The sequence below is a fragment of the Acinetobacter sp. YH12068_T genome (assembly GCF_024606005.1).
Taxonomy (GTDB): domain Bacteria; phylum Pseudomonadota; class Gammaproteobacteria; order Pseudomonadales; family Moraxellaceae; genus Acinetobacter; species Acinetobacter amyesii.
The window spans coordinates 3,164,712-3,185,889 of the sequence record NZ_CP094555.1; the positions used below are offsets into that span (position 1 = coordinate 3,164,712).

Below are 21,178 nucleotides of genomic sequence, written 5' to 3' on the forward strand. Positions count from 1 at the left end.
CGCCTGCAGCAGTCCTCCTCAAAGGAGATTGGCCGCAGGTTTGAGCTTTATGCGTAGAACCGTTAAACTTTGCCGATCCGAAAATTTAATAGAACAATAAAATCTATGCATTTACCTGCCATCTATACACTACCATTCATTCTAATCATCAGTAGCTTAAGCGCTTGCCAGACCATTTCCAAAACCAGTAGCACAGTCAGCGACAAAGTGATGGGCATGCTCGGTAAAGAAAAAGCCCCTGAAATCGATAAAAAAGGCACTGTCGATATCAGCAAAAGTACCCAACAACAGTTAGAAACCCTACTGACCAATATGCCGAAAAATCAGTGGATCTATATTGAAAATGATCAACAAGGCACATCTACCCTCAAAAATAAATCGGCAGATAATTTCACCTTGAGCCTCAAATTGAATTGCAAAATCAGCACTCAGCGCCCAACTTTCAGTATAAGCAACGCGGATGGCCAAGAGATCCTAAAAGCACATGATACAAATGTGGGGCAAATTCAAATTCTGCTCGACAATAAAAACTTTGGAAATCCGTTTGAGACAGCCCATCAGCAAAAGTTCCAAAGCTTTAAAACCGCTGTCGCTCAGGCCAAAGTCATTAAAGTGTTTAATTCCTCAAAACTCTATACCTTCCAAAACAACAAAGCCGAATTACTCTCTAAAGCAGTAAGTTGTCGCGATAGCCTATAAATATTTAAAGCGAAATGCAGTAAGTCACCGTTTTACTCAACTGTGACTTACATGCAGGCTTATTTTGCAGGTGGCTGTGGCCCTGACATATCAACCAGCAGGCCTGTAAACTTTCGAACAAATGGCAATAAAATCAGTACAATGGGAAAAGCAATAGCCCAAGAAATCATCCAATTATGCAGCCATAGGGTAAGAAAACCCTCAAACCACCCTAAATTTCTGAGCATATTAATAAACGAAATAATGCCGCTCATGAGACAAGACAAAATAAACGGCACGATAATCAGCGCCCAGCGTGCAGCTAACTTCGGCACATTGCCAAAAATTTTAGGGGTGGGTTGTGACATGTCCATATACTCAAGCAGTGATCCTGAATCGCTAAACCACTTATATCGTTTTACTTCGATATAAGCAATGCTTCACTTTTATCGAATATTTTTTATTCGCAACAAATGGGTTCACCTAAAGAGTCTGAAATTTGCTATATTTACCGTTTTTCTGCGACATTTATTTTTCGACTGATTATGAATACGGCAATACAAGCAGCGCTCGATCATGCAGTGCAATCCCTTCAAGCTGAAGGTGTACTCCCAACTGACTGGAACAATACTAGCAATTTGACCCGAACCAAAGACCGAAGCCACGGTGACTTTGCGTCAAACATTGCCATGATTGCCTCTAAAGCTGCAGGTATGAAGCCGCGTGATTTAGCCGAAAAAATTCTGGCAAATCTTCCAGAAGTCGCAGATATCAGCAAAGCAGAAATTGCAGGTCCTGGCTTTATTAACTTCTTTTTAAATGCTGACCAACGTTTTGCTGTCTTAGACCAAATTCAAGCTCAGAAAGATCAGTTCGGTCGCACACAGGCCAATGCTGAAAAACGTGTTCAAGTGGAATTCGTTTCAGCCAACCCAACGTCTAGCCTACACGTGGGTCATGGTCGTGGCGCAGCTTACGGTATGACCGTTGCCAATCTTCTTGAAGCAACAGGTGCTAAAGTTGACCGTGAATACTATGTCAACGATGCTGGCCGTCAAATGGATATCTTGGCGACATCGACTTACTTGCGTTATTTAGAATTGACCGGTCAACAACTGGTCTTCCCTAAAAATGCATACCAAGGCGACTACGTTAAAGAAATCGCACAAAGCATTATCGACAAAGATGGCGATGCTTATGTACGCCCTGTTGCCGACATCTACAAAGATGTTCCAGAAGATGTGCAATATGCCGCTGAACTCGATAGCGAAGGCAATAAAGTCGTTGTTTCAGGCGATAAAGAAAAACACATTGATGGCCTAATTCATAATTCACAAAACCATTTGGCTGCGGGTTACCGTGTGTTCCATCAAGCTGCGCTGAAAGCCATTCTCGATGACATTAAAGATGACCTCGGTGAATTTGGCGTGACTTTCAATCAATGGTTCAGCGAAGCAACCTTGACTGAAAAAATTGATGAAGCATTACAAATGCTCGATCAACGTGGTTTCTTATACGAAAAAGATGGCAACATCTGGTTCAAATCAACTGATTTTGGTGATGAAAAAGACCGTGTTGTGAAACGTCGTAATGGTCAAACTACATACTTCGCATCCGACATTGCTTATCACTTAAATAAACTACAACGCGGATATACCGATATCATTGATATCTGGGGTTCAGACCACCACGGTTATATTGCACGTGTGAAAGCAGCGATTGATGCGCTTGGCTATGATTCTAAAAAATTGACGGTGCTTTTGGTTCAATTTGTGAGCCTATGGCGTGGCGGCGAGATGGTTCAAATGTCATCTCGTTCAGGTCAATTCGTGACTTTACGCGACTTACGTAAAGAAGTAGGCAACGATGCTGCTCGTTTCTACTATGTCATGCGTAAATCAGAACAACACATTGACTTCGACTTAGACCTTGCTGTGTCTCAAAGCAAAGACAATGCGGTGTACTACATCCAATACGCACACGCACGTATCTGCCGTATGCTCGAAAAAGCCGCTGCGACAGACGTTCAATTCTCTGCTGAAGCTGCACGTCAATTTGCAGCTAAACTTGAGTTAGAAGCTGAAACTGAAGTTCTTGCTAAACTTGCGGCTTACCCTGAAATTGTGGTTCGTGCAGCAAACAGCTATGAACCACACCAAGTGGGTAACTACTTGAAAGAATTAGCGGCGTTGTTCCATGGTTGGTACAACGAAAATAAAGTCTTGGGTGATGATGCAGAACTGACTCAAGCGCGCTTATTACTGTCTGTAAACGTACAGCAAGTTTTACGCAATGGTCTTGAATTATTGGGTGTGAGTGCGCCTGAATCAATGTAAGCAATTCTTAGCATACGTTAGAATCCGTCCATGTATGACCATATACATTGACGCCTATACAGGCTCTTTATGAGCCTGTATTTTCATGGATATTCAGTCATCTTTTTATGAAAAATTGAAGATGTTGAAATTGTGAAAATTAAACATAAACAGCATGACAGTCATGTAATATATAATAATCAGAACTTGGTTTTGGGTCAGTTCCCACTAGGTTCGTAACAATTACAATTAAAGAGGTTTCCTCGTGTTTGGAAAAACGCAACGCGGTGTATCAGAGCGGCCAAATCAGCCTAAAAAACCATTGATTCCTGCATGGTTAGGTACACTTGTGATCATTTTAATCGTGTTGAGTTTCTTGGTGGCCTTGATGTTATGGAAACCATGGGAGCCGGTAAAACCGAAAGGTCAAATTACCTCTGAACACTACCAAGAAGAAACCAATAAAGATTACCGTTTTTATGATCTGTTGCCTCAGCAACAAGTCACCCCGATTCCAGATCAAGCTGTGCCTGAAACAGATACCAAAGAAACCGTGGTGATCGTTGAAGCACCTGAAACGGATACCACTACACCGACTGAGCCGGGTATTGAAGCCACAGAAACAACACCTGCCCCTGCAAGCTATATTTTGCAAGTGCGTAGCTATGATGACCCTGACCAAGCTGATGCCCGTCGTGCAGAAATTATTTTAAATGGCTTATCTGCCGATGTGATCCAAAGTAATGAAAATGGCAAAGTTTGGTATCGCGTTGTGTCTGGCCCCTATGATTCACAAGAAGCTGCCGTGATTGCACAGCAAACTTTGCGTCATAGCAGTATCGACTCGATTGTCGTAAAACGCTAAATTTTGAATTTAAAAAAAGCGCCTGATGGCGCTTTTTTTTATTCATTCCTTCAATAAAGGGAGGTTAGAAGGGATTCTTTTTTGAATACATCAGCTTAGCTCAAAAACCTCTCCCTAACCCTCTCCTAAAAGGACAGGGAATTCATTAAATGGTATGCCCTAAAGCTTCGCCCATCACCACAGTCGAGTTGGCTTTAAAGGTCGCATCCCATTGCATTTTGTTTTCTTCAAACAACACAACCGCTGTTGAACCTAAATAGAAACGGCCCAATTCTGCACCTTTTTCTAAGAATAAATCGTGTTGATTCAGTTCCAAACGCCCTGTCGGTTTAACTTTACCTGTAGCCACGGTTTCAATACCTGCCACGATCATTGCACCTACCAGTACGACCGCCATACGACCAACTTCTGTATCAAATAAGCAGACCATGCGTTCATTACGAGCGAATAAACCCGGAATATTTTCAGCAGTGGTCTGGTTTACTGAGAACAATTCACCCGGTACATACAGGGTTTCTGTCAATGTTCCTGCAAATGGCATATGTACACGGTGGTAGTCTTTTGGTGACAAATAAACCGTAGCAAACTGCCCATTTTTAAACGGCTCTGCCAATTGTGGATCGGCAATCAGGTTTTCAACGGTGAACTTCTGCCCTTTGGCCTGAAATACGTCACCATTTTCAATTTTACCTAGTTGTGAAATCGCACCATCTGCGGGTGAAACAACACTGTTGGCATTTGCATCAACTACACGTACACCTTCTTTTAAAGAACGAGTGAAAAATTCATTGAATGATTTAAATTTCAGGGCATTACTTTGCTCAGCAATCGACATGTCGATGCCATACTGTGCTTTAAATGCGGTAATCACAGCATTTTTCACCACAGGGTTTTCACTCGCAGCCAATTTACCGACGATACGTGATAATTTGTGCTGTGGAACAACACGCTGAGCTTGAATAAAAATTTGTTTTTTTAACTGAGATGTAAGGCTCAAGACGGCAACTCTCCGGTGATCACAGGACTATCGAGTCGGTTGCCCCACTCGCTCCACGCACCATCATAAGCTCGAATATTCCAACCGAGTAAACGTCCCAGTATATAAGCTAGGCCCGACCGATGATGGGACTGACAATATACCACCACAGGTTCGTTTAAATTGAATCCCAATTGTTCTAAGCGTTGTTGTGTGCGTTCTAAAGGATGCAATTTTAAATGATTTTCTCGGTTAAGGGCAGTACTCCATTCGAAATGTCGTGCTCCCGGAATGTGACCGCCGCGTCGCGCTGCTAAACGTAAGCCTGTATATTCATCTTCGGTACGGCAGTCCCATACTTGGATCTGCTCCTGCTGTACACGAGCCAATAGCTCATCATAATTTGTTTGATACTGAGCACGCGCCTCCGCACTTACTTCAACCAACGGGCTCACGGGTTCAAATTGCTCAATTTCAGACGAGGTCGGTAAGCCTGCCCCAAGCCAAGCATGGATGCCACCATTGAGGAGACTGGTATTTTCAAAACCGAGGCAATGTAAGTTCCAAATCAGTCGACCAGCCCATGCCCCACCTTCATCGTCATACACTACTACATGATGTTCTGGACTGATATTCAGATAGCTGATGAGCTGTTCTAAACCGGCTTGGTCAGGTAAAAGCCCCATCGCTTGTTCTTCTTGGCGCACTAACAGTTTCGGCTGCACATGCAGTGCATGTGGAATATGCAATTGGTCATAAACCGAACGACGACTCAAATCGACGATCCGTAGTTTTTCATTACCAAGATGTGGAACCAATTCTTCCGCTTCAATCAGCAGACCAAAATTCAGTGTAGATACTGTCATCGTTGTTCGTGTTGTATTTTGTGCGATTAAATTCGATCTTAGCATAAGTCATTTTCACTATTATTCTGAATTTTTGCATTCCTTTAGCAATATTTTAGATATAAAAAAGCCGAATCATTGATTCGGCTTTTTTATTTTTATCTAATGCTGTGTTTAAGCGCTAACTTCAGAGATGTCAAACACCTGACGTAGATACGCTAAGAAAGTATCATTATCCGTCATGGTTTTACCCGGACTATCTGAAATTTTTGCCACAGATTGACCATTACATTCAACCAGTTTCAGTACGATGTTCAGCGCAGTTTGCCCCATATCATTGGTCAAGTTGGTGCCAATACCAAAGCTAACTTGGAAACGGTCTTTGAAGTAATTATGCAAATCCCACGCTTTTTCGATATTTAGACCATCACTAAAGGTCAGCATTTTACTTTTGCTATCGACTTTAAGCTTTTTGTAATGTGCATAGGCTTTATCGCCCCATTCATACGGGTCGCCACTGTCATGACGTAAACCGTCGAATAGTTTGGCAAAGTACAAATCGAAGTCACGTAGGAACGCATCCATACCGACAACGTCCGTTAAGGCTATTCCTAAGTCACCGCGGTATTCCTGCACCCATGTTTCTAGCGCAGACTTCTGGAAGTTACGTAGACGAACATCAAGCGCTTGGAATGCTTGTAGGAACTCATGCGCCATCGTACCAATTGGAGTAATGTTCAAGTCTTTGGCAATCAGAACATTACTTGTACCGCGGAAAATATACGGTGAAGCCTGATTTAATTCTTCAATTACATGCTTTTGCCATGCATAACTATAACGACGACGCGTGCCAAAATCAGAGACCAAGAATGGTGGATCATTTGGATTTTGCCGTGCTTCATACTGCTTCAGCAAGGCAATCTTATGTTGCAAACGGCGCTCACCTTCGGCTAAAACTTCGGGTGTACGAATACGTTGGAAATATAATTCATTGACGATGGCTAAAACAAAGATTTCAAACATCATCGCTTGAACCATTGGGCCTTCTACCCAAATGTCGAGTCGACCTTCATCATCAATACCCGCTTTAATAAAACGGCGTTTAAGCTGAAATAATTCAAGATAATCAACAAAATCGCTTTTAATAAAACGTAAACTGCGTAAATACTGCAATTCATCATCTTTAAACTTCAACTGACAAAGCATGTCGAGCTGCATGTTTAAATCATCCAAAATTTCAACCAGTGGATAGGCTGTATCATCCAAGTTACGGCAACGAAAGTGATACACACTATGGGTTTGCGGAAATTTGTGTAACACCACCTGAAGCATGGTGAATTTATACAGATCTGTGTCTAATAAGGATTGGATGATTGGAGACATAAAGACTTTCAGTTTTTTATCAACTCTTTGCATTAAAGCATACTTTATTGATAAAAAGCCGATTGATTTAGTGGAATAACTTATAAATCACCGCGATTCGTCGACTTTTTTCAATTTTTTTGCTGAAGCTGAGCGCGATCAAGCTCACTATTTTTTGAGTAACTGTCGATATTTTTCTTCTTGACCAAATTCACGCGCAAACTGTTCTGCAGTCTTTTGCCCCATTTTTTTGGCATTTGCATCGCAATCCACTTGGCGTAATTGCTTTGCAATCGCCCATTCTAATTTAAACATGGCACCCATCAATGCGGTGTTGCCTTTATTGTCACGTGCGCAGCGGTCTGCACCTTGTTCTAGCAAACGAGTCACAATATTTTGATGACCATAATAGGTCGCCATCATCAGTGGTGTAAAACCCGAAGCATTGCGCACATCGACCGGAAAACCGTGCTTAAGAAATTCATTGATGACTTCTTCATTGCCAGTTTTGGCTGCAGCAAAGAAAATTGCGATCAATTCCTGTTGTGAGGTCATCTGATCGCTTGCAGTTGCTTTAGCGGGGGAGATATCTTCCGCGATTGCCACGTTTGCGAATGCGGAACCAAACGCTAGAAGACTGGCTAAAGTCAAATGTTGCATAACTTTCATGATGAACTCCAACAGAAATCGAATGTAGAATTGAATTAGAAATAATTCATTTCATAAAAATGAATATTTAAGGAGTGCCTATGAAACTCCCCCTAGGGTGCAGGAAAGGTATGGAGCTTCATAGGACTTTTTTGAGGTAACGTTCTAGACCCTAGTTACCAATCCTTCAGACTGATCGAAATTAGTCTTTCAGTTGTGCTGCTTTTGCTTTCACAGTTGCGATGTTGCCGTTTACTGCTTTAGTCATACGCGTACCGTAGTCAGCGTCTGCTTTGTAGAAGTAAGACAGCATGATGTGCTTGGTTTCTGAATCTTCCACGTTGCCAAGGTCAGCCGCCAAGTTCATGATCAAGTTTTCTTTCTCTTTCGCAGAGTATGAACGGTAAAGCTCACCCGCCTGCTTGAAGTTTTGCTCTTTCACGCCTTTTTGCTGAACTGTGCCAGAAAGCGGCGTTTCAACCGCACGCGCTTTCGCAGTCGCTGGTTTTGGCTCAATACGGCTTGGCTCGTAGTTCACATTTGATGAAGTGCCGCCAACATTCATGTAACCATCTTGGTTGTTGTTGTTTACAGCAACTAATGGACGGTTGACTGGAATTTGTTGGTGGTTCGCACCTAAACGGTACATTTGTGTATCTGAGTAAGAGAAGATACGACCTTGTAATAGACGGTCTTCTGAAGGCTCGATACCTGGAACTAAGTTACCTGGAGCCAATGCCACTTGTTCAGTTTCATTGAAGAAGTTTTTCGGCATACGGTTCAGCGTTAACGTACCGACTTTAGTTTCTGGAACTAGGTTCGTCGGCCAGATTTTTGTTGGATCAAGCGGGTCAAAATCAAAGCTGTTTAAATCTTTAGGATCTAACACTTGGATATAAAGATCCCATTTCGGGAATTTACCAGCGTTGATGTTGTTATAAAGATCGTTAGTCAAGTGATTAAAATCTTTACCTTGTTGCTCAGCAGCTTCTTTAACATTCAGACCTTTCACGCCTTGTTTAGAGCGGAAGTTGAATTTAACGTATTTGTATTCGCCTTTGTCGTTATAAAGCTTGTACGCATGTACACCAAAGCCGTCTTGTTCGCGGTAGCTGGTAGGCACGCCTTGGTTACCATACACATAAGTCAACATGTTGGTTGCCCATGGCTGGCTAGACAAGAAATCAAATACGCGGTTTGCGTCTTGAACGTTGTTGATTGGGCTAGGCTTCATGGCATGGATGAAGTCTGGGAATTTGATCGCATCACGGATGAAGAATACTGGAGTTTGGTTACCCACTAAGTCCCAGTTGCCTTCTTGTGTATAGAACTTGATCGCAAAACCGTGCGGGTCACGTAAAGTTTCTGGAGAACCTTTACCATGAATTACAGTCGAGAAACGTAAGAAAACTGGAGTCTTAGTACCTGCTTTGAACAATGAAGCAATGGTGAGATCAGATAAATCTTTAGTTGCAACGAATTCACCATAAGCACCTGTACCACGGGCATGTACCACACGCTCAGGAATACGCTCACGACCAAAACGTTGTAATTTTTGAACCAATTGTACGTCTTGAAGTAGAACTGAACCATTTGGACCCGCAGTAATCGAGTTTTGGTTATCGCCTACTGGTGCACCATTGTCTTTAGTTAATGGCGCTGCTTGAGTCGCCACTGTTGCTGTTGCTAACATCGCAACCAATAAAGAACGCTTAAACATCGTCTTAATCTCTCTGTTAAATACCTTTCCTGCCCCGCAAAGATACTGATATTTAATAAATAGATAAAACAGATTATTTTCATAAATTCAATCGTATTATTAGATTTATAAAAAATATACATTTCATTTTCAAATGTTTGAGCCCAAAATTTTCTAAACATCGCTTCGAAAGAATGCTGTCTTTGCTACAATCCCTGCCCTATGTTCAATTTTCTACTCGGAAGAATTTATGCGGGCCTTGTTACAACGTGTTTTGGAAGCCAAAGTGGTGGTCGATGGTGAGATCACGGGTGAAATCAATCACGGTATTTTAGTGTTTTTAGGACTTGGTAAAGATGACGATTTAGAAAAGGGCAAAAAACTGATCGATAAGATCTTGAAATACCGTTTTTTTGATGATGAACAAGGCAAGATGGGCTGGAATGTCAGTCAAGCTGGCGGCGGTATCCTCTTGGTGTCTCAATTTACTCTGATGGCACAAACGCAAAAAGGCCTGCGCCCTGATTTTGGCCCTGCCATGCCGCCAAGCGATGCCAAAGCACTGTATGAACAGCTGGTCGATTACACCAAGCGCCAATATGACCATGTACAAACAGGTATCTTTGCTGCCGACATGAAAGTACATTTAGTTAATGATGGGCCGGTCACTTTTAATTTAGAAATTGAATAAAAACGAAGTAATAAAAAAGCCCTCAGTTGAGGGCTTTTCACAAGCTAGAATAATACGGTCTTAAATGGTTGTAATCAGTTTTGCACGTTGCATTACTTCCACAGGGATATCTTTCACAAGCATGACTGTTAATGACTGATCATTTTTCTTTGACGTTGTTGTTTGATTCGCATCTAATACCGCATTTACATCAGACGGATTCAATGTATACATTGCACCCGTTGCTGGATCAACAATTAACAAACCAATAAGTCCACCAAAAATAATATTAGCGACATACCAACCATTTACCGTTCCTGTTACCTGTACAGTCTTTGTTTGATAGCCATCTTTTTTAAATGTCACATCATAAGCTGCAGGTTTAAAGTATCCAGTGCCACGTTTTAAAGTAACAGTTGCAGGTGTGATGCCAGTATGTACTTTTTCTCCAGCTTTATTTGTAATCGAAATCGATGCTTCATCTGGCACTGACTTAAAGGTTAAAGTTTGAGTCGATCCAGAAATGATACTTGCACAACCTATCATTGTTAATGATGCGGCAATTAAACCCGATGTAATTAATTTTTTCATAAAAATACCCCCTAAAAAGCGGAGGTATTGTTACCAAAAAAGCGTTAAATTTCAATGAAAATTAAATTTATTTACCAGTTTTCTCTTTAATAAACGCACGTGCGATTTTGATTTTTTCTTTAACCGGTTTTGGAAGTTTAGGTGGAATTAACTTCGCCACTTGGTTAAACCAAACCAGTAAACCAAAATCACCTTCCATTTTAATACTGCCATTTTGCATACCCGTCATGAATGCAGTTGGGTCACCTTTCATTAGGGTTTTTACGCCCTGTTCGCTGTCCGCAAATTGCAAAATAAAGTCTGCTTTTTCAGCATCGCCTGAAACAGTATCAATCTGTCCATTATTTACAATAATTTGACGTGCAACACCTAAATCCGTGCCGATTTGAATACGGAATTGACGTTCATGAACCAATTCAATGAATTTAGGGCTAGTACGTGCAAGCTGTTTCATACGAAGCGCTAAACCTGCCACGAGTAAATCAAGTGGATCCGTACTGACATCAACTAAAGGTAGTTTTACGACAGGAATTGATGATAGTTTCATGACTTAAAGCCTATTGTAATTGTTGGAAAATTGACTGGTTTCATCCTACCATAACTTGGCTTTTGAGAAGTAAGGCTTTGTATCTCAAATCGGACTAATGCGTTCATAAAAAAATGCGCCCTTAGGCGCATTTTCATTGAAATTTTGTTCTGGCACTTATCGGCTCGAACATTGCTGTTCTTCATCATATACAGGCGTGTGCTCTATACATTGGCGCTTTGCCATCGCACGCTCTGCACGGCGGTCTTCACGTAACAATACTAAAGTGAATACCACCATTGCGGCCATTAATGCCGTTAAATAACTATAAGTCACTGATAATTCAAACATGGTTTGTGTACCAAATCGAATCACTTCAATGAGTCCCCACACCAGCATCCCCGCCAGCATAAAACTTAACCAGCGACGATAAGGCGAGAAGAAAACAGCAATCACAGCCGCCGATACCAAGCTCAGGCCAACGATTGTTGCTAAATTCGCTGTTAACATAAAAACCTCCGTCATTTGACAACTGACATCTCTTGTCTTACAGGATGCTGAGCCGTCTCACTACTGTATCTTCAGTAAATAGATTTGGTCGATCTCAATCTCTTGCAAGCATTATGCTGAGTTTTTTGCATAAAAAAAGTCTCGTTTTTTGTTCATGCGACACACCTTGTCGCAACATTATTTTGTCATTACATTTTTTCTTTTTAAAGAATTTCTAGAACAATGATGACATCTCGTTTCGAGTGTCATTACAAAAAAAACAGCTGGTTTTAGGCTAAAAAAATTAATTTTTCGAATGCTGTTAATCGTTGTTTTTATCGACAATTTTCTTCTACCGTTCATCGGATGAGCGGAATTTTTGGCATAAAAAAACGCAGCCTTTTGGCTACGTTTTTGACTGTGCCTTAAATGGTTTTAAGCACGATTTAAATCTTTATCATGCACACCAAGCAGGTAAAGAACACCATCTAGACCCACGCTTGAAATGGCTTGATTGGCATTTTGACGCACTAAAGGTTTCGCACGGAAAGCAACGCCTAAGCCGGCTAAAGACAACATTGGCAAATCATTCGCACCATCACCGACTGCAATGGCTTGTTCTAATGAAATCCCCATTTCTTCAGCGATTTGTGTCAATAAGAAGGCTTTGCGAGCACCATCCACAATATGGCCTTTCACTTCACCTGTTACCGCGCCATCTTGGACGTCCAGTACATTGGCATGCACTTCATCGATACCCAGTTTTGCTTGTAAATATTCGGCAAAATACTGAAAACCACCTGACAAAATAGCTGTGCGATATCCCAGTGATTTCAGCGTTGAAATCAGACGTTCTGCACCTTCTGTGACAGTCAGACGTTCTGCAATTTTAGGCAATACCGAAGCATCCATACCTTTGAGCAGTGCCACACGTGCACGGAAACTTTGTTGGAAATCGAGTTCCCCTTGCATAGCACGTTCAGTGATTTCAGCCACTTGAGCGCCGACACCCGCTTCAATCGCCAATTCGTCAATCACTTCTTGCTCAATCAGCGTTGAGTCCATATCAAAGCAGACCAAACGACGATTACGACGGTAAGCATTGTCCTCTTGAACAGCAACATCTACCCCAAGTTCAGTAGATAGACGTAAACATGCTGCACGCATCGCAGTGGCATCCAACATTTGGCCTTTTAAACCAAATTGAACGCAGGCACGGCGCGGACCTTCGCTTGATCCATCTAACTCTGGACGGCCAGATAAACGAGTCACAGTTTCAATATTGAAGCCTTGGCTCGACACAATATTTGTAACTGCCTGTAAATGAGACGCCTGTAATTCTGGCGCAAGTGCCGTAACGATATAGCGTGTGCGGCCTCCCTCATTTACCCATTGTTGATATTCTGTTGTAGAGATTGGTTTAAAGCGCACAGTTAAGCCAATATCATGTGCTAAAATCAACATCTCCTTCATGGCTAATGCTGTCGCAGTCTGGTCTTCCGACGAAACAACAATACCTAAAGTCAGCTGATTGTGGATGACTGCTTGTCCGACATCTAAAATCTGTAAGGAATGTGCGGACAAAACCTGCATTAATCGTGTAAATTGATTAGGTTGGTCAGGTCCTAAAAGTGATATAAGAATGATTTCTCGCATGAATTGACTCGGGTCTGAGCTACAACTAATGTAAGAATCATAATCTAAATTGAATAGAATTGCCTTGGAAGTTTACGTTGAATGCGCCTAGACAAGGGCTATTTGCTAGCCTATTAGTAGTTTGTTTTGCTTTGCATACCTTTTTATTGGTATTGGCAACAACCCACCAACTGAACGAAAACCGTGCCAGTCAGGGACAACTGATGACCAGTCAATTGGTTACAGACAGCCTATCTGAGCTTGAGCCGGCCAATACCGTATCATTAGCCTTACTTGCTGACCGCTATGCAACCAACCCGAGCGTGGCTTCCATCCGCATCTTAAATGCCAATAATCAAGTCTTGGCTACAGGCGGTTTGACCAAAACCCGTGACGGTGAAATCTTTGTTCGTGATGCGCTGCAAAACGAAAAGAAAGTTGGAACGGTTGAAATCACCTTAATTAAACCAAGTATTGGTGAAATCTTACGTACGCAATGGGCTGCGATTCTATTTTCATTATTCTTACATGGCTTGTTATGGTTGGCGTATCGCGCTATTGCGCGTCCAAGTCGTACTGAATATTTAGCGCGAATCAACAATGAATCACGTCTAAAACACGAAATTCAAACGCTAGCGCAGGCTTTAGAACAAGAAAAACATAATGCCGCTGTGGCGATTGCTCAAGCGCAGCAAAATGCGCAAGCCAAAGCAAAACAGCATAAAGACATGAAACCAGTGGTTCTAGACAGCAACAGCTTGGCATTAAATATTCAATTTTATGATCCGAAACAGCTGCTCGATAGCGTCAACAAAACCGTGTCTGTGCCGTATTTCAATCTCTGCCAAATTTTCTTGAATAAAACCACAGAACTCTGTGTTCAACATTATAAATTGAACAGTTCTGACATCAGTACAGTGCATAAGTTTGATGAACATGGCGCAACCATCAGCATGACTGCTGACACTCCAGATGCGCTGCGTTGCCTCACCATGATCAGCTCAGTATTCCAATTGCTTTCAGATGTTTTATATAAACGCTACCGTGAAGAAAAACGTTTCGTTTTACAAACCCGTAGCGCGATTTCAAGCTCTGTCGAAGCCATGCAATTGTCTTCTGTACAAGCGGCTGAGCGTTTAGTCCAACAATTGGTTGCCAAAGAAAGTGCCATTCATGTGCCGACAACTTTGCTCAAAGAGATTTCGGATCATTTCCAATTGGTCAGTTTGCCAAATCCGACCAATGTGCTCACTCGTCACGCATTTATGCTCAATGGTATGGACAGTGATGCCGCTGAATTGGCTCAAAACTTCAGAACTGAAATTTTAAAATCCAAACAGTCAAAAGCCTCGTAAAGGTTTTAGCGCAATCAAAAATCCCGACTTGAGTCGGGATTCTTTTGTCTTAAACGGTCGAAATTTTCTGTGCAATCAAATATTTTTGCGCGTTATGCGGTTCGGTACCTGCTTCAATCGCGACTTTCTCCCATTGCCCATTCGACTGCATTTCCCATGCATTTTGATTATCTTCCAAATAGTTAAGTAAACCATCTTTCATAATGCGTTTTTTCAAACGGCTTTCTAAAATGGGAAAACACGTTTCGACCCGTGAAAATAAGTTACGTCCCATCCAATCGGCACTGGCACAGTACAATCGTTTTTCGCCTGCATGCTCAAAATAATACACTCGAGTATGCTCTAAGAAGCGTCCGACGATAGATCTCACATGAATATTCTCAGACATGCCTTTGACCTGAGGAATCAAACAACAAATCGAACGGATAATTAAATCTACAGATACCCCTGCTTGCGATGCACGATACAAAGCAGCAATCAGTTGCGGTTCCGTGAGTGCATTGACCTTCACAATAATTCGTGCGTATTTTCCCGCTTGTGCGGCAACAATTTCCTGTTCAATCAGTTTCAGTAATTCAGTATGCAGAGTAAATGGTGCATGCAGTAAGGCTTTCAGCTTCGCCATCTTGCCCATACCGGTCAATTCCTGAAACATGCGATGCACATCTTCGCAAATATCGGGATGCGTCGTCATCAGGCCATAATCGGTATACATCCGCGCATTGCCTGCGTGGTAGTTACCTGTTCCCAAATGGGCGTAGCGTAACAGCTGATTATTTTCACGGCGTACAATCAAAATCATCTTGGCATGGGTTTTATAGCCCACAATGCCATACACCACTACAGCGCCCGCTTCTTGCAATAAGTTGGCCACGGTAATATTGGATTCTTCATCAAACCGCGCCCGAAGTTCGATGACGGCGGTTACTTCCTTGCCGTTGCGTGCCGCCTCCGCTAAAACTTGTACGATGTCCGAATCTGGCCCACTACGATAGAGCGTTTGCTTAATGGCTAATACCTGCGGGTCTTTTGCAGCTTCACGTAATAAGTTGATGACCGGTTGAAAGGAGTCAAACGGATGATGTAACAACACATCTTGTGTTTTTAATACATCAAAAATCGCGGTTTGTTTACGAAAAACTTTAGGAATAATCGGTGTATAGACCGGATATTTCAGTTCAGGTCGATTAAAACTGGTACTGAGACGCGATAAATTGATCGGGCCGTCAATGCGATAGAGCTCCTGCTCACTCAAATCAAATTCATCTAACAAATAATCAATAATGCTTTGCGGACAATCATCTTCAATTTCTAAGCGAACTGCCCGACCAAAACGCCGTGAAGACAATTCATCTTTTAATGCCACCGCCAAGTCATCCACATCTTCAGCCAGAACTAAATCTGCATTGCGTGTCACTCGAAAGGCATAACAGCCCGTCGCTTTCATCCCCGGAAATAGGTCATTGATGTGTTGCTGAATAATGGCGGTCAGGAAAATTTGTGTCTCTGCACTGCCTTCAACCTCGGCGGGCATTTTGATTAAACGCGGCAATGAGCGTGGCGCAGGCACAATTGCCATTTCAATGGCACGACCAAAGGCATCTTTGCCTTCTAGACTCACAATAAAGTTGAGGCTTTTATTGACCAAGCGTGGAAACGGATGCGATGGATCTAAGCTAATTGGTGTTAAAACTGGTTGAACTTCTTTACTAAAATAATGGCTAATCCACGCCCGATGTTTTTCTAAAATATCTTTAAATTGAATAAAGCGAATGCCTTCACTTTGTAATGCAGGCAATACAGCATGATTGAGGGTCTGGTATTGCTGTGCAACCGTGTCATGAATCACTTGGGAAAGTTCATCTAAGACCACTTCAGTCGGAATGGCATCTGGCGTCCGTGCAATCGCATTCAAATCTCGTTGTTTCATCAGCCCCGCAATGCGAATTTCAAAGAATTCATCTAAATTGCGTGAAAAAATGATAAGAAAATTTAAGCGTTCAAGTAACGGTAAACTTGAATCAAGTGCCTGAGCCAAGACCCGCCGATTAAAATCTAAAAGCGACAATTCACGATTATAATAGGTCTCTGATGAATGCTGAAAATGTTGCATACCCTCTCAATGCTGCTTGAAACAGTCTATATCTAAAGTGGTTGCCGGCATGTTAGGCAGCGGAGATGACACTTATGTTACAAATAGCATTAATCAATTAAAAAAGCATGCAATTCCCTAAAACACTGTTCATCAAATCGTAAAATTTATTTTCGACATCAAAAAAGAGGGAGATTACCCTCTATTACTGAATTTTTTTGTTTATTGCACAGGCTTGTCTTGTTCCGATGCTTTGGGCTCACTCGTCCGTGCTGCCCAATAGGTTGCCAGTGCAGGACCCGAGATATTGTGCCACAAACTAAAAATCGCACTCGGCACAGCGGTCAAAGGTGAAACGGCAAAATGGGTCGCCGCCAATGCCACACCTAAACCTGAGTTTTGCATCCCGACTTCAATTGATACTGCTTTACAGTCTGCATAGGGTAATTTAAATAGGCGGCTGGCCCAAAAGCCCAATAGATAGCCCAAGCCATTATGTAAGGCCACTACCCCAAGAATCAGTAAACCTGATTGCAAAATCTGTGTTCGGCTACCCGCAATGATTGCCGCCACAATCGCCACAATTGCCACAACAGAAACCAGTGGCATGACCTGTATATAGGCATCCACTCGGTGCTTAAAGACAGTTCGAATCATTAACCCCACAATGATCGGAAATAAAACCACTTGTAAAATTGAAACCAACATCGATGCCGCATTAATTTCAATCCATTGGCTTGCCAGCAAATAGAAAATCGCAGGGGTTAAAACCGGGGCGAGTAATGTCGAAACAGAGGTACAGGCAACAGATAATGCGGTATTACCTTTTGCCATATAGGTGATGACATTAGAAGCCGTTCCACCCGGACAGCAACCGACAAGAATGACCCCGATCGCGATTTCTGTCGGCAGTTGTAATAATTTACACAAGAAAAATGCCAATCCCGGCATCACAATAAACTGTGCCAAAACCCCGATCATCACAGCTTTAGGACTTTGCAATACACTTTTAAAATCTTGCAGTGTCATGGTCATGCCCATACCCAACATAATGATGCCTAGCATCCATGGGATATATGCTTTTAACCAAACAAATACATCAGGAAAAAACATGGCGAGCGCTGCAAACAGCACCACCCAAATCGCAAATGTTTTCTGCACAAATTGAGTGAATTTTAAGAAAGCCGACATAGGCATCTTCCATTTAAATACAGGGACAAAAAAAGGCACACCCTTGTGCCTTTTCTCAACTGAGCCCACTGGGTCATGCCAAAGATAATGCCTGTGCATGCTGCTGCACAATATCTTTCAGGTAAATACGCTTCACCCCATTCGCCAACATGTCTTGCCATGCATGCTGTAAAGAACCCTGTAAATCGATCCCTTTGGTCAAATCAGCAATCACAAAAGTTTCAAAACCAAGCTTACGTGCATCCATTGCCGTCCATGCAACACAGAAATCCGTGGCAATGCCCACCACAAAGACTGTATCAATACCACGTTCGCGCAAATAGCCCGCCAAACCTGTTGAAGTTTTCTGATCAGCTTCCATAAAAGCAGAGTAGCTGTCGATATGCTGATGAAAACCTTTACGAATAATTAGCTGCGCCGTTGGTAAATTTAAATCAGGATGCAATTCGGCATCCTGTGTGCCTTGTACACAATGCGTCGGCCACAATACTTGCGTTCCATAATTCAGCTCTATGCTGTCATAAGGTACATGCTCAGGATGATTTTCAGCAAAAGAAATATGGTCGGCTGGATGCCAATCTTGAGTCAGCACAATATTCGTAAAGTATTGTCCCAGTTGATTAATCCCTGGAATAATTTGATCGGCATTGGCAACAGCCAACTGACCACCTGGGGTAAAACCATTTTGAACATCGACCACAATCAGCGCTGTATTTTTTTGCATATCTCTCCATCCGTTGTCATGCATTGTCGGCGACTCTACTGATTCGCTCATGTTTTAAAAGCCTTAGTATTCAGTCCTGTGCATAAAAATAAAATGACTGTCCTTCCTGACAATACCGATACTTGGGCAAATGCTCAACCAAACGTTGTGCAAAGCGTGGGTAAATACGGGCTTTTCGCCGAGTCGAAGCATGAAAATAAAAATATCGCGGTTGATGTTGAAAGATATATTTTAATAAATGGCTGCGTGTCTGTTGCATGACCTCAGACGCATTAATATTTTCAGCAACATCTTCTAGGGTAGGTTCATCGGCAAAGGCCAACCACGCATTTTTTCTCGGCTGTTGGCGATTTCTTTGAAATACAGGTTTGAGTTCCAAGATAAATTCGTATTGATGTAGATACAAACTAAATTCACGTTGATCAACTTTAAAAATTGCGACCAGTTTTCTTGCTGACATAACCCCTCTACGTTGATTTTTTATTTTTTCATTCTGCTGTATTTTTACATCAAATACGTTTATTTATCTTGGCTTAAAGCATTAGTGCGACTTCTATTGTCGCCATAAAAAAGCCCGCAATATGCGGGCTTTTTTTGATATGGCATGTTCCTTATGATGGAATACGACGTACCAATAACAACATAAATATTGCAGAGATTGCGATACATGGAATTGCCGCGGTAATCACCCCTGCCGCACCAAAACCTGCTGCCAATAACTGACCCGCAATTGCAGGGCCTAACATTGCACCGACACGACCAACGGCTGAAGCTACACCAACACCCGTACCACGTAACTGTGTCGGATACACGATACCACCGAAGGCATACAATACACCTTGGCAACCAATCACGAATGCACCGACTAAAGCTGACGCCATGTACATTTGAGTCAATGAACCTGCACCATTCAGCGCAAATAGACCTGCCAAAATACCGCCGTACATCAAAATGATCACATAAGCTTTCTTCCAACGATCAGTCAACATACCTAAAATGATCGTACCAATGGTTGCACTCACCATGAAGTAGAACTGCGCAGTTGCACCATCTTTACGAGTGAAACCGAGTTCGGTGAACAACGACGGTAACCAGCTCAACATGATGTACACCACCATCAAGGTGAAGAAGTAGCTCACCCAAATTGAGAAAGTACGTAAACGGTTTTCTGTGTTAAAGAGGTTTTTGAAAGCACCTTGTTGCACTTCGCCATTGGCAGTCGCTTGAACCGCTTGATCTTTGGCTTTCAAGAATTCACGCGATTCGGGCAGGAACCAAATCATCAATGGAATCACAACAATCGGTAATAAACCGCCTAAATAGAAAATATTTTTCCAGTTTGCACCGAAGTCCGTCATTGCAACCAATGACAAGATTGCCGCACCCACAGGCATACCACAGTACATCAAACCGACTGCACGACCACGATTTTGTGGCGTTACCGCTTCAGATGCCAAGGTAATTAAAATTGGCATTGCTGCACCTAAACCTGCACCTGCAAGAAAACGTACAGCGAGTAAGCTATGGAAGCTATTTACCCATACCGTACATAAGGTAAAGATGGCGAACATCCCCGTAGACCAAATTAATACTTTTTTACGGCCCATTCGGTCTGCAATCCGACCACCTAACAAAGCACCAGGTAATAATCCTAAAATACCGGCACTAAAAAACACCCCTAGCTGCGAGCTATCCAGCCCGAAATATTCACGAATCCCTGCTGCTGCAATACCTGCAGCCTGAATATCCAGACCTTCGATTACGGCAATAAGGAAGCAGATTGCTACCGTGACAATAGCATGCTTATTATCTGACTTTTCCATTGGAGAATCCTTGTTGTCATCAGCGTTCAAATTAAGTCGCATCATCGCTGAGCCTTATAAAGGATATAACTACCAATAAGTTGAAGCCTTTCGTCCAAAATTGGATTACGTGCATGGTGTAATAGTTTTTGTGCTTTAAGTCACAAAGTCGTAAAAACAATTAAAAATTTAAAATAAAAAAATATGAATCGTGCAATGAACAGTCAAATCAAGCGATCTTTTTAAACACTCATAAAAACATGCCTATTTCTATTAGATATAAAAAAGATTATTACCCAAGTTTTTAACAATCATTTGTAATAAAACCCGAGCGAATTGATATAGTTTTTAAATCTTTAGTCATTGTTATTTAATCTTAAATTCTGATTAAAAAGCACGGAATACACATAGATCAACCTTTTGCTGATGATTTAATCAATCCCATCAACCATGCCAACCCTCTCGATTGAATAACACATTTTCAAGATTCAGCCCTTGCTGAACAATTTTCAGGCTGCAAAAAAACCGCTATTTTACACTTGATTGTTTTAAGTTTGATTTGTATAAAGAATTTTATGGCTTTGACCAAAGCATATTGTTCTTATGCGTTTGATCAGTCATAATTTGCGTAAGCATTATTCAATTTGGGTATAGCCCAATGAACATGCTACAAATCAAAATTCGAAACCATCCAGAAATCAATATTTCATCTTGT

Annotated in this window: 20 protein-coding genes; 5 read left to right on the forward strand and 15 right to left on the reverse strand. The window is 42.0% G+C overall.

Annotated features, from left to right (window positions below; genetic code table 11):
• The first annotated feature begins 105 nt into the window (after positions 1-105).
• Positions 106-699, forward strand: a complete 594-nt coding sequence (locus tag MST18_RS15075; protein ID WP_180132816.1) for a hypothetical protein — start codon at positions 106-108, stop codon at positions 697-699.
• Positions 700-758: 59 nt separating this feature from the next.
• Here the strand turns inward: MST18_RS15075 and MST18_RS15080 are convergent, their stop codons facing one another.
• A complete protein-coding gene (locus MST18_RS15080; RefSeq protein WP_372491143.1) occupies positions 759-1,046 on the reverse strand; it encodes a DUF2798 domain-containing protein in 288 nt (95 codons plus the stop codon).
• Positions 1,047-1,223: 177 nt separating this feature from the next.
• Here MST18_RS15080 and argS point away from each other — a divergent pair, with 177 nt between their 5' ends.
• On the forward strand, positions 1,224-3,014 hold the full coding sequence (gene argS, locus MST18_RS15085) for an arginine--tRNA ligase (protein WP_078193315.1): 1,791 nt from the start codon (positions 1,224-1,226) through the stop codon (positions 3,012-3,014).
• Positions 3,015-3,258: 244 nt separating this feature from the next.
• Complete coding sequence (locus MST18_RS15090) at positions 3,259-3,858, forward strand: SPOR domain-containing protein (RefSeq protein ID WP_078193250.1); 600 nt, start codon at positions 3,259-3,261, stop codon at positions 3,856-3,858.
• A gap of 145 nt (positions 3,859-4,003) precedes the next feature.
• Here the strand turns inward: MST18_RS15090 and asd are convergent, their stop codons facing one another.
• From asd to MST18_RS15115, 5 genes are all read right to left on the reverse strand, one after another.
• On the reverse strand, positions 4,004-4,855 hold the full coding sequence (gene asd / locus MST18_RS15095) for an archaetidylserine decarboxylase (RefSeq protein WP_078193251.1): 852 nt from the start codon (positions 4,853-4,855) through the stop codon (positions 4,004-4,006).
• Positions 4,852-5,700: a sulfurtransferase gene (locus MST18_RS15100; protein WP_180132856.1), complete on the reverse strand. Its 849-nt coding sequence runs from the start codon at positions 5,698-5,700 to the stop codon at positions 4,852-4,854. Before MST18_RS15100 ends, asd begins: the two co-directional genes overlap by 4 nt.
• 153 nt (positions 5,701-5,853) lie before the next feature.
• Complete coding sequence (gene pncB, locus MST18_RS15105; protein WP_180042294.1) at positions 5,854-7,062, reverse strand: nicotinate phosphoribosyltransferase; 1,209 nt, start codon at positions 7,060-7,062, stop codon at positions 5,854-5,856.
• A 147-nt stretch (positions 7,063-7,209) separates the two neighbouring features.
• Positions 7,210-7,710: an ankyrin repeat domain-containing protein gene (locus tag MST18_RS15110; RefSeq protein ID WP_078193253.1), complete on the reverse strand. Its 501-nt coding sequence runs from the start codon at positions 7,708-7,710 to the stop codon at positions 7,210-7,212.
• A gap of 181 nt (positions 7,711-7,891) precedes the next feature.
• Complete coding sequence (locus MST18_RS15115) at positions 7,892-9,409, reverse strand: catalase (RefSeq protein WP_180132817.1); 1,518 nt, start codon at positions 9,407-9,409, stop codon at positions 7,892-7,894.
• A gap of 229 nt (positions 9,410-9,638) precedes the next feature.
• Between MST18_RS15115 and dtd the strand changes: the two genes are divergently transcribed.
• On the forward strand, positions 9,639-10,079 hold the full coding sequence (gene dtd / locus MST18_RS15120) for a D-aminoacyl-tRNA deacylase (RefSeq protein ID WP_180132818.1): 441 nt from the start codon (positions 9,639-9,641) through the stop codon (positions 10,077-10,079).
• Positions 10,080-10,139: 60 nt separating this feature from the next.
• On the opposite strand, the gene MST18_RS15125 is transcribed toward dtd, so the two are convergent.
• From MST18_RS15125 to serB, 4 genes are all read right to left on the reverse strand, one after another.
• The gene (locus tag MST18_RS15125) at positions 10,140-10,649 is read right to left on the reverse strand and encodes a hypothetical protein (protein WP_180132819.1); all 510 of its coding nucleotides are present in this window, start codon (positions 10,647-10,649) and stop codon (positions 10,140-10,142) included.
• Positions 10,650-10,716: 67 nt separating this feature from the next.
• On the reverse strand, positions 10,717-11,196 hold the full coding sequence (locus tag MST18_RS15130; protein ID WP_078190615.1) for an SCP2 sterol-binding domain-containing protein: 480 nt from the start codon (positions 11,194-11,196) through the stop codon (positions 10,717-10,719).
• A gap of 156 nt (positions 11,197-11,352) precedes the next feature.
• Positions 11,353-11,685: an AciT family ciprofloxacin tolerance protein gene (gene aciT, locus MST18_RS15135; protein WP_078190616.1), complete on the reverse strand. Its 333-nt coding sequence runs from the start codon at positions 11,683-11,685 to the stop codon at positions 11,353-11,355.
• 414 nt (positions 11,686-12,099) lie between these two features.
• The gene (gene serB, locus MST18_RS15140) at positions 12,100-13,320 is read right to left on the reverse strand and encodes a phosphoserine phosphatase SerB (protein WP_078193257.1); all 1,221 of its coding nucleotides are present in this window, start codon (positions 13,318-13,320) and stop codon (positions 12,100-12,102) included.
• A 77-nt stretch (positions 13,321-13,397) separates the two neighbouring features.
• Between serB and MST18_RS15145 the strand changes: the two genes are divergently transcribed.
• Positions 13,398-14,654, forward strand: coding sequence for a hypothetical protein (locus MST18_RS15145; protein ID WP_078190618.1), 1,257 nt, complete (start codon positions 13,398-13,400; stop codon positions 14,652-14,654).
• A gap of 49 nt (positions 14,655-14,703) precedes the next feature.
• On the opposite strand, the gene ppk1 is transcribed toward MST18_RS15145, so the two are convergent.
• The 5 genes from ppk1 to mhpT form a co-directional block, all read right to left on the reverse strand.
• Positions 14,704-16,767: a polyphosphate kinase 1 gene (gene ppk1, locus MST18_RS15150; protein ID WP_180132820.1), complete on the reverse strand. Its 2,064-nt coding sequence runs from the start codon at positions 16,765-16,767 to the stop codon at positions 14,704-14,706.
• A gap of 201 nt (positions 16,768-16,968) precedes the next feature.
• Positions 16,969-17,937, reverse strand: coding sequence for a bile acid:sodium symporter family protein (locus MST18_RS15155; protein WP_111885107.1), 969 nt, complete (start codon positions 17,935-17,937; stop codon positions 16,969-16,971).
• 73 nt (positions 17,938-18,010) lie between these two features.
• Positions 18,011-18,661 carry a bifunctional nicotinamidase/pyrazinamidase gene (pncA, locus tag MST18_RS15160; RefSeq protein WP_078193259.1) on the reverse strand — a complete coding sequence of 217 codons (651 nt, stop codon included), beginning with the start codon at positions 18,659-18,661 and terminating at the stop codon, positions 18,011-18,013.
• Between the two features lie 70 nt (positions 18,662-18,731).
• Positions 18,732-19,121, reverse strand: coding sequence for a hypothetical protein (locus MST18_RS15165; RefSeq protein ID WP_180132821.1), 390 nt, complete (start codon positions 19,119-19,121; stop codon positions 18,732-18,734).
• 151 nt (positions 19,122-19,272) lie between these two features.
• Positions 19,273-20,484: a 3-(3-hydroxy-phenyl)propionate transporter MhpT gene (gene mhpT / locus MST18_RS15170; protein ID WP_078193261.1), complete on the reverse strand. Its 1,212-nt coding sequence runs from the start codon at positions 20,482-20,484 to the stop codon at positions 19,273-19,275.
• Positions 20,485-21,178: the final 694 nt, after the last annotated feature.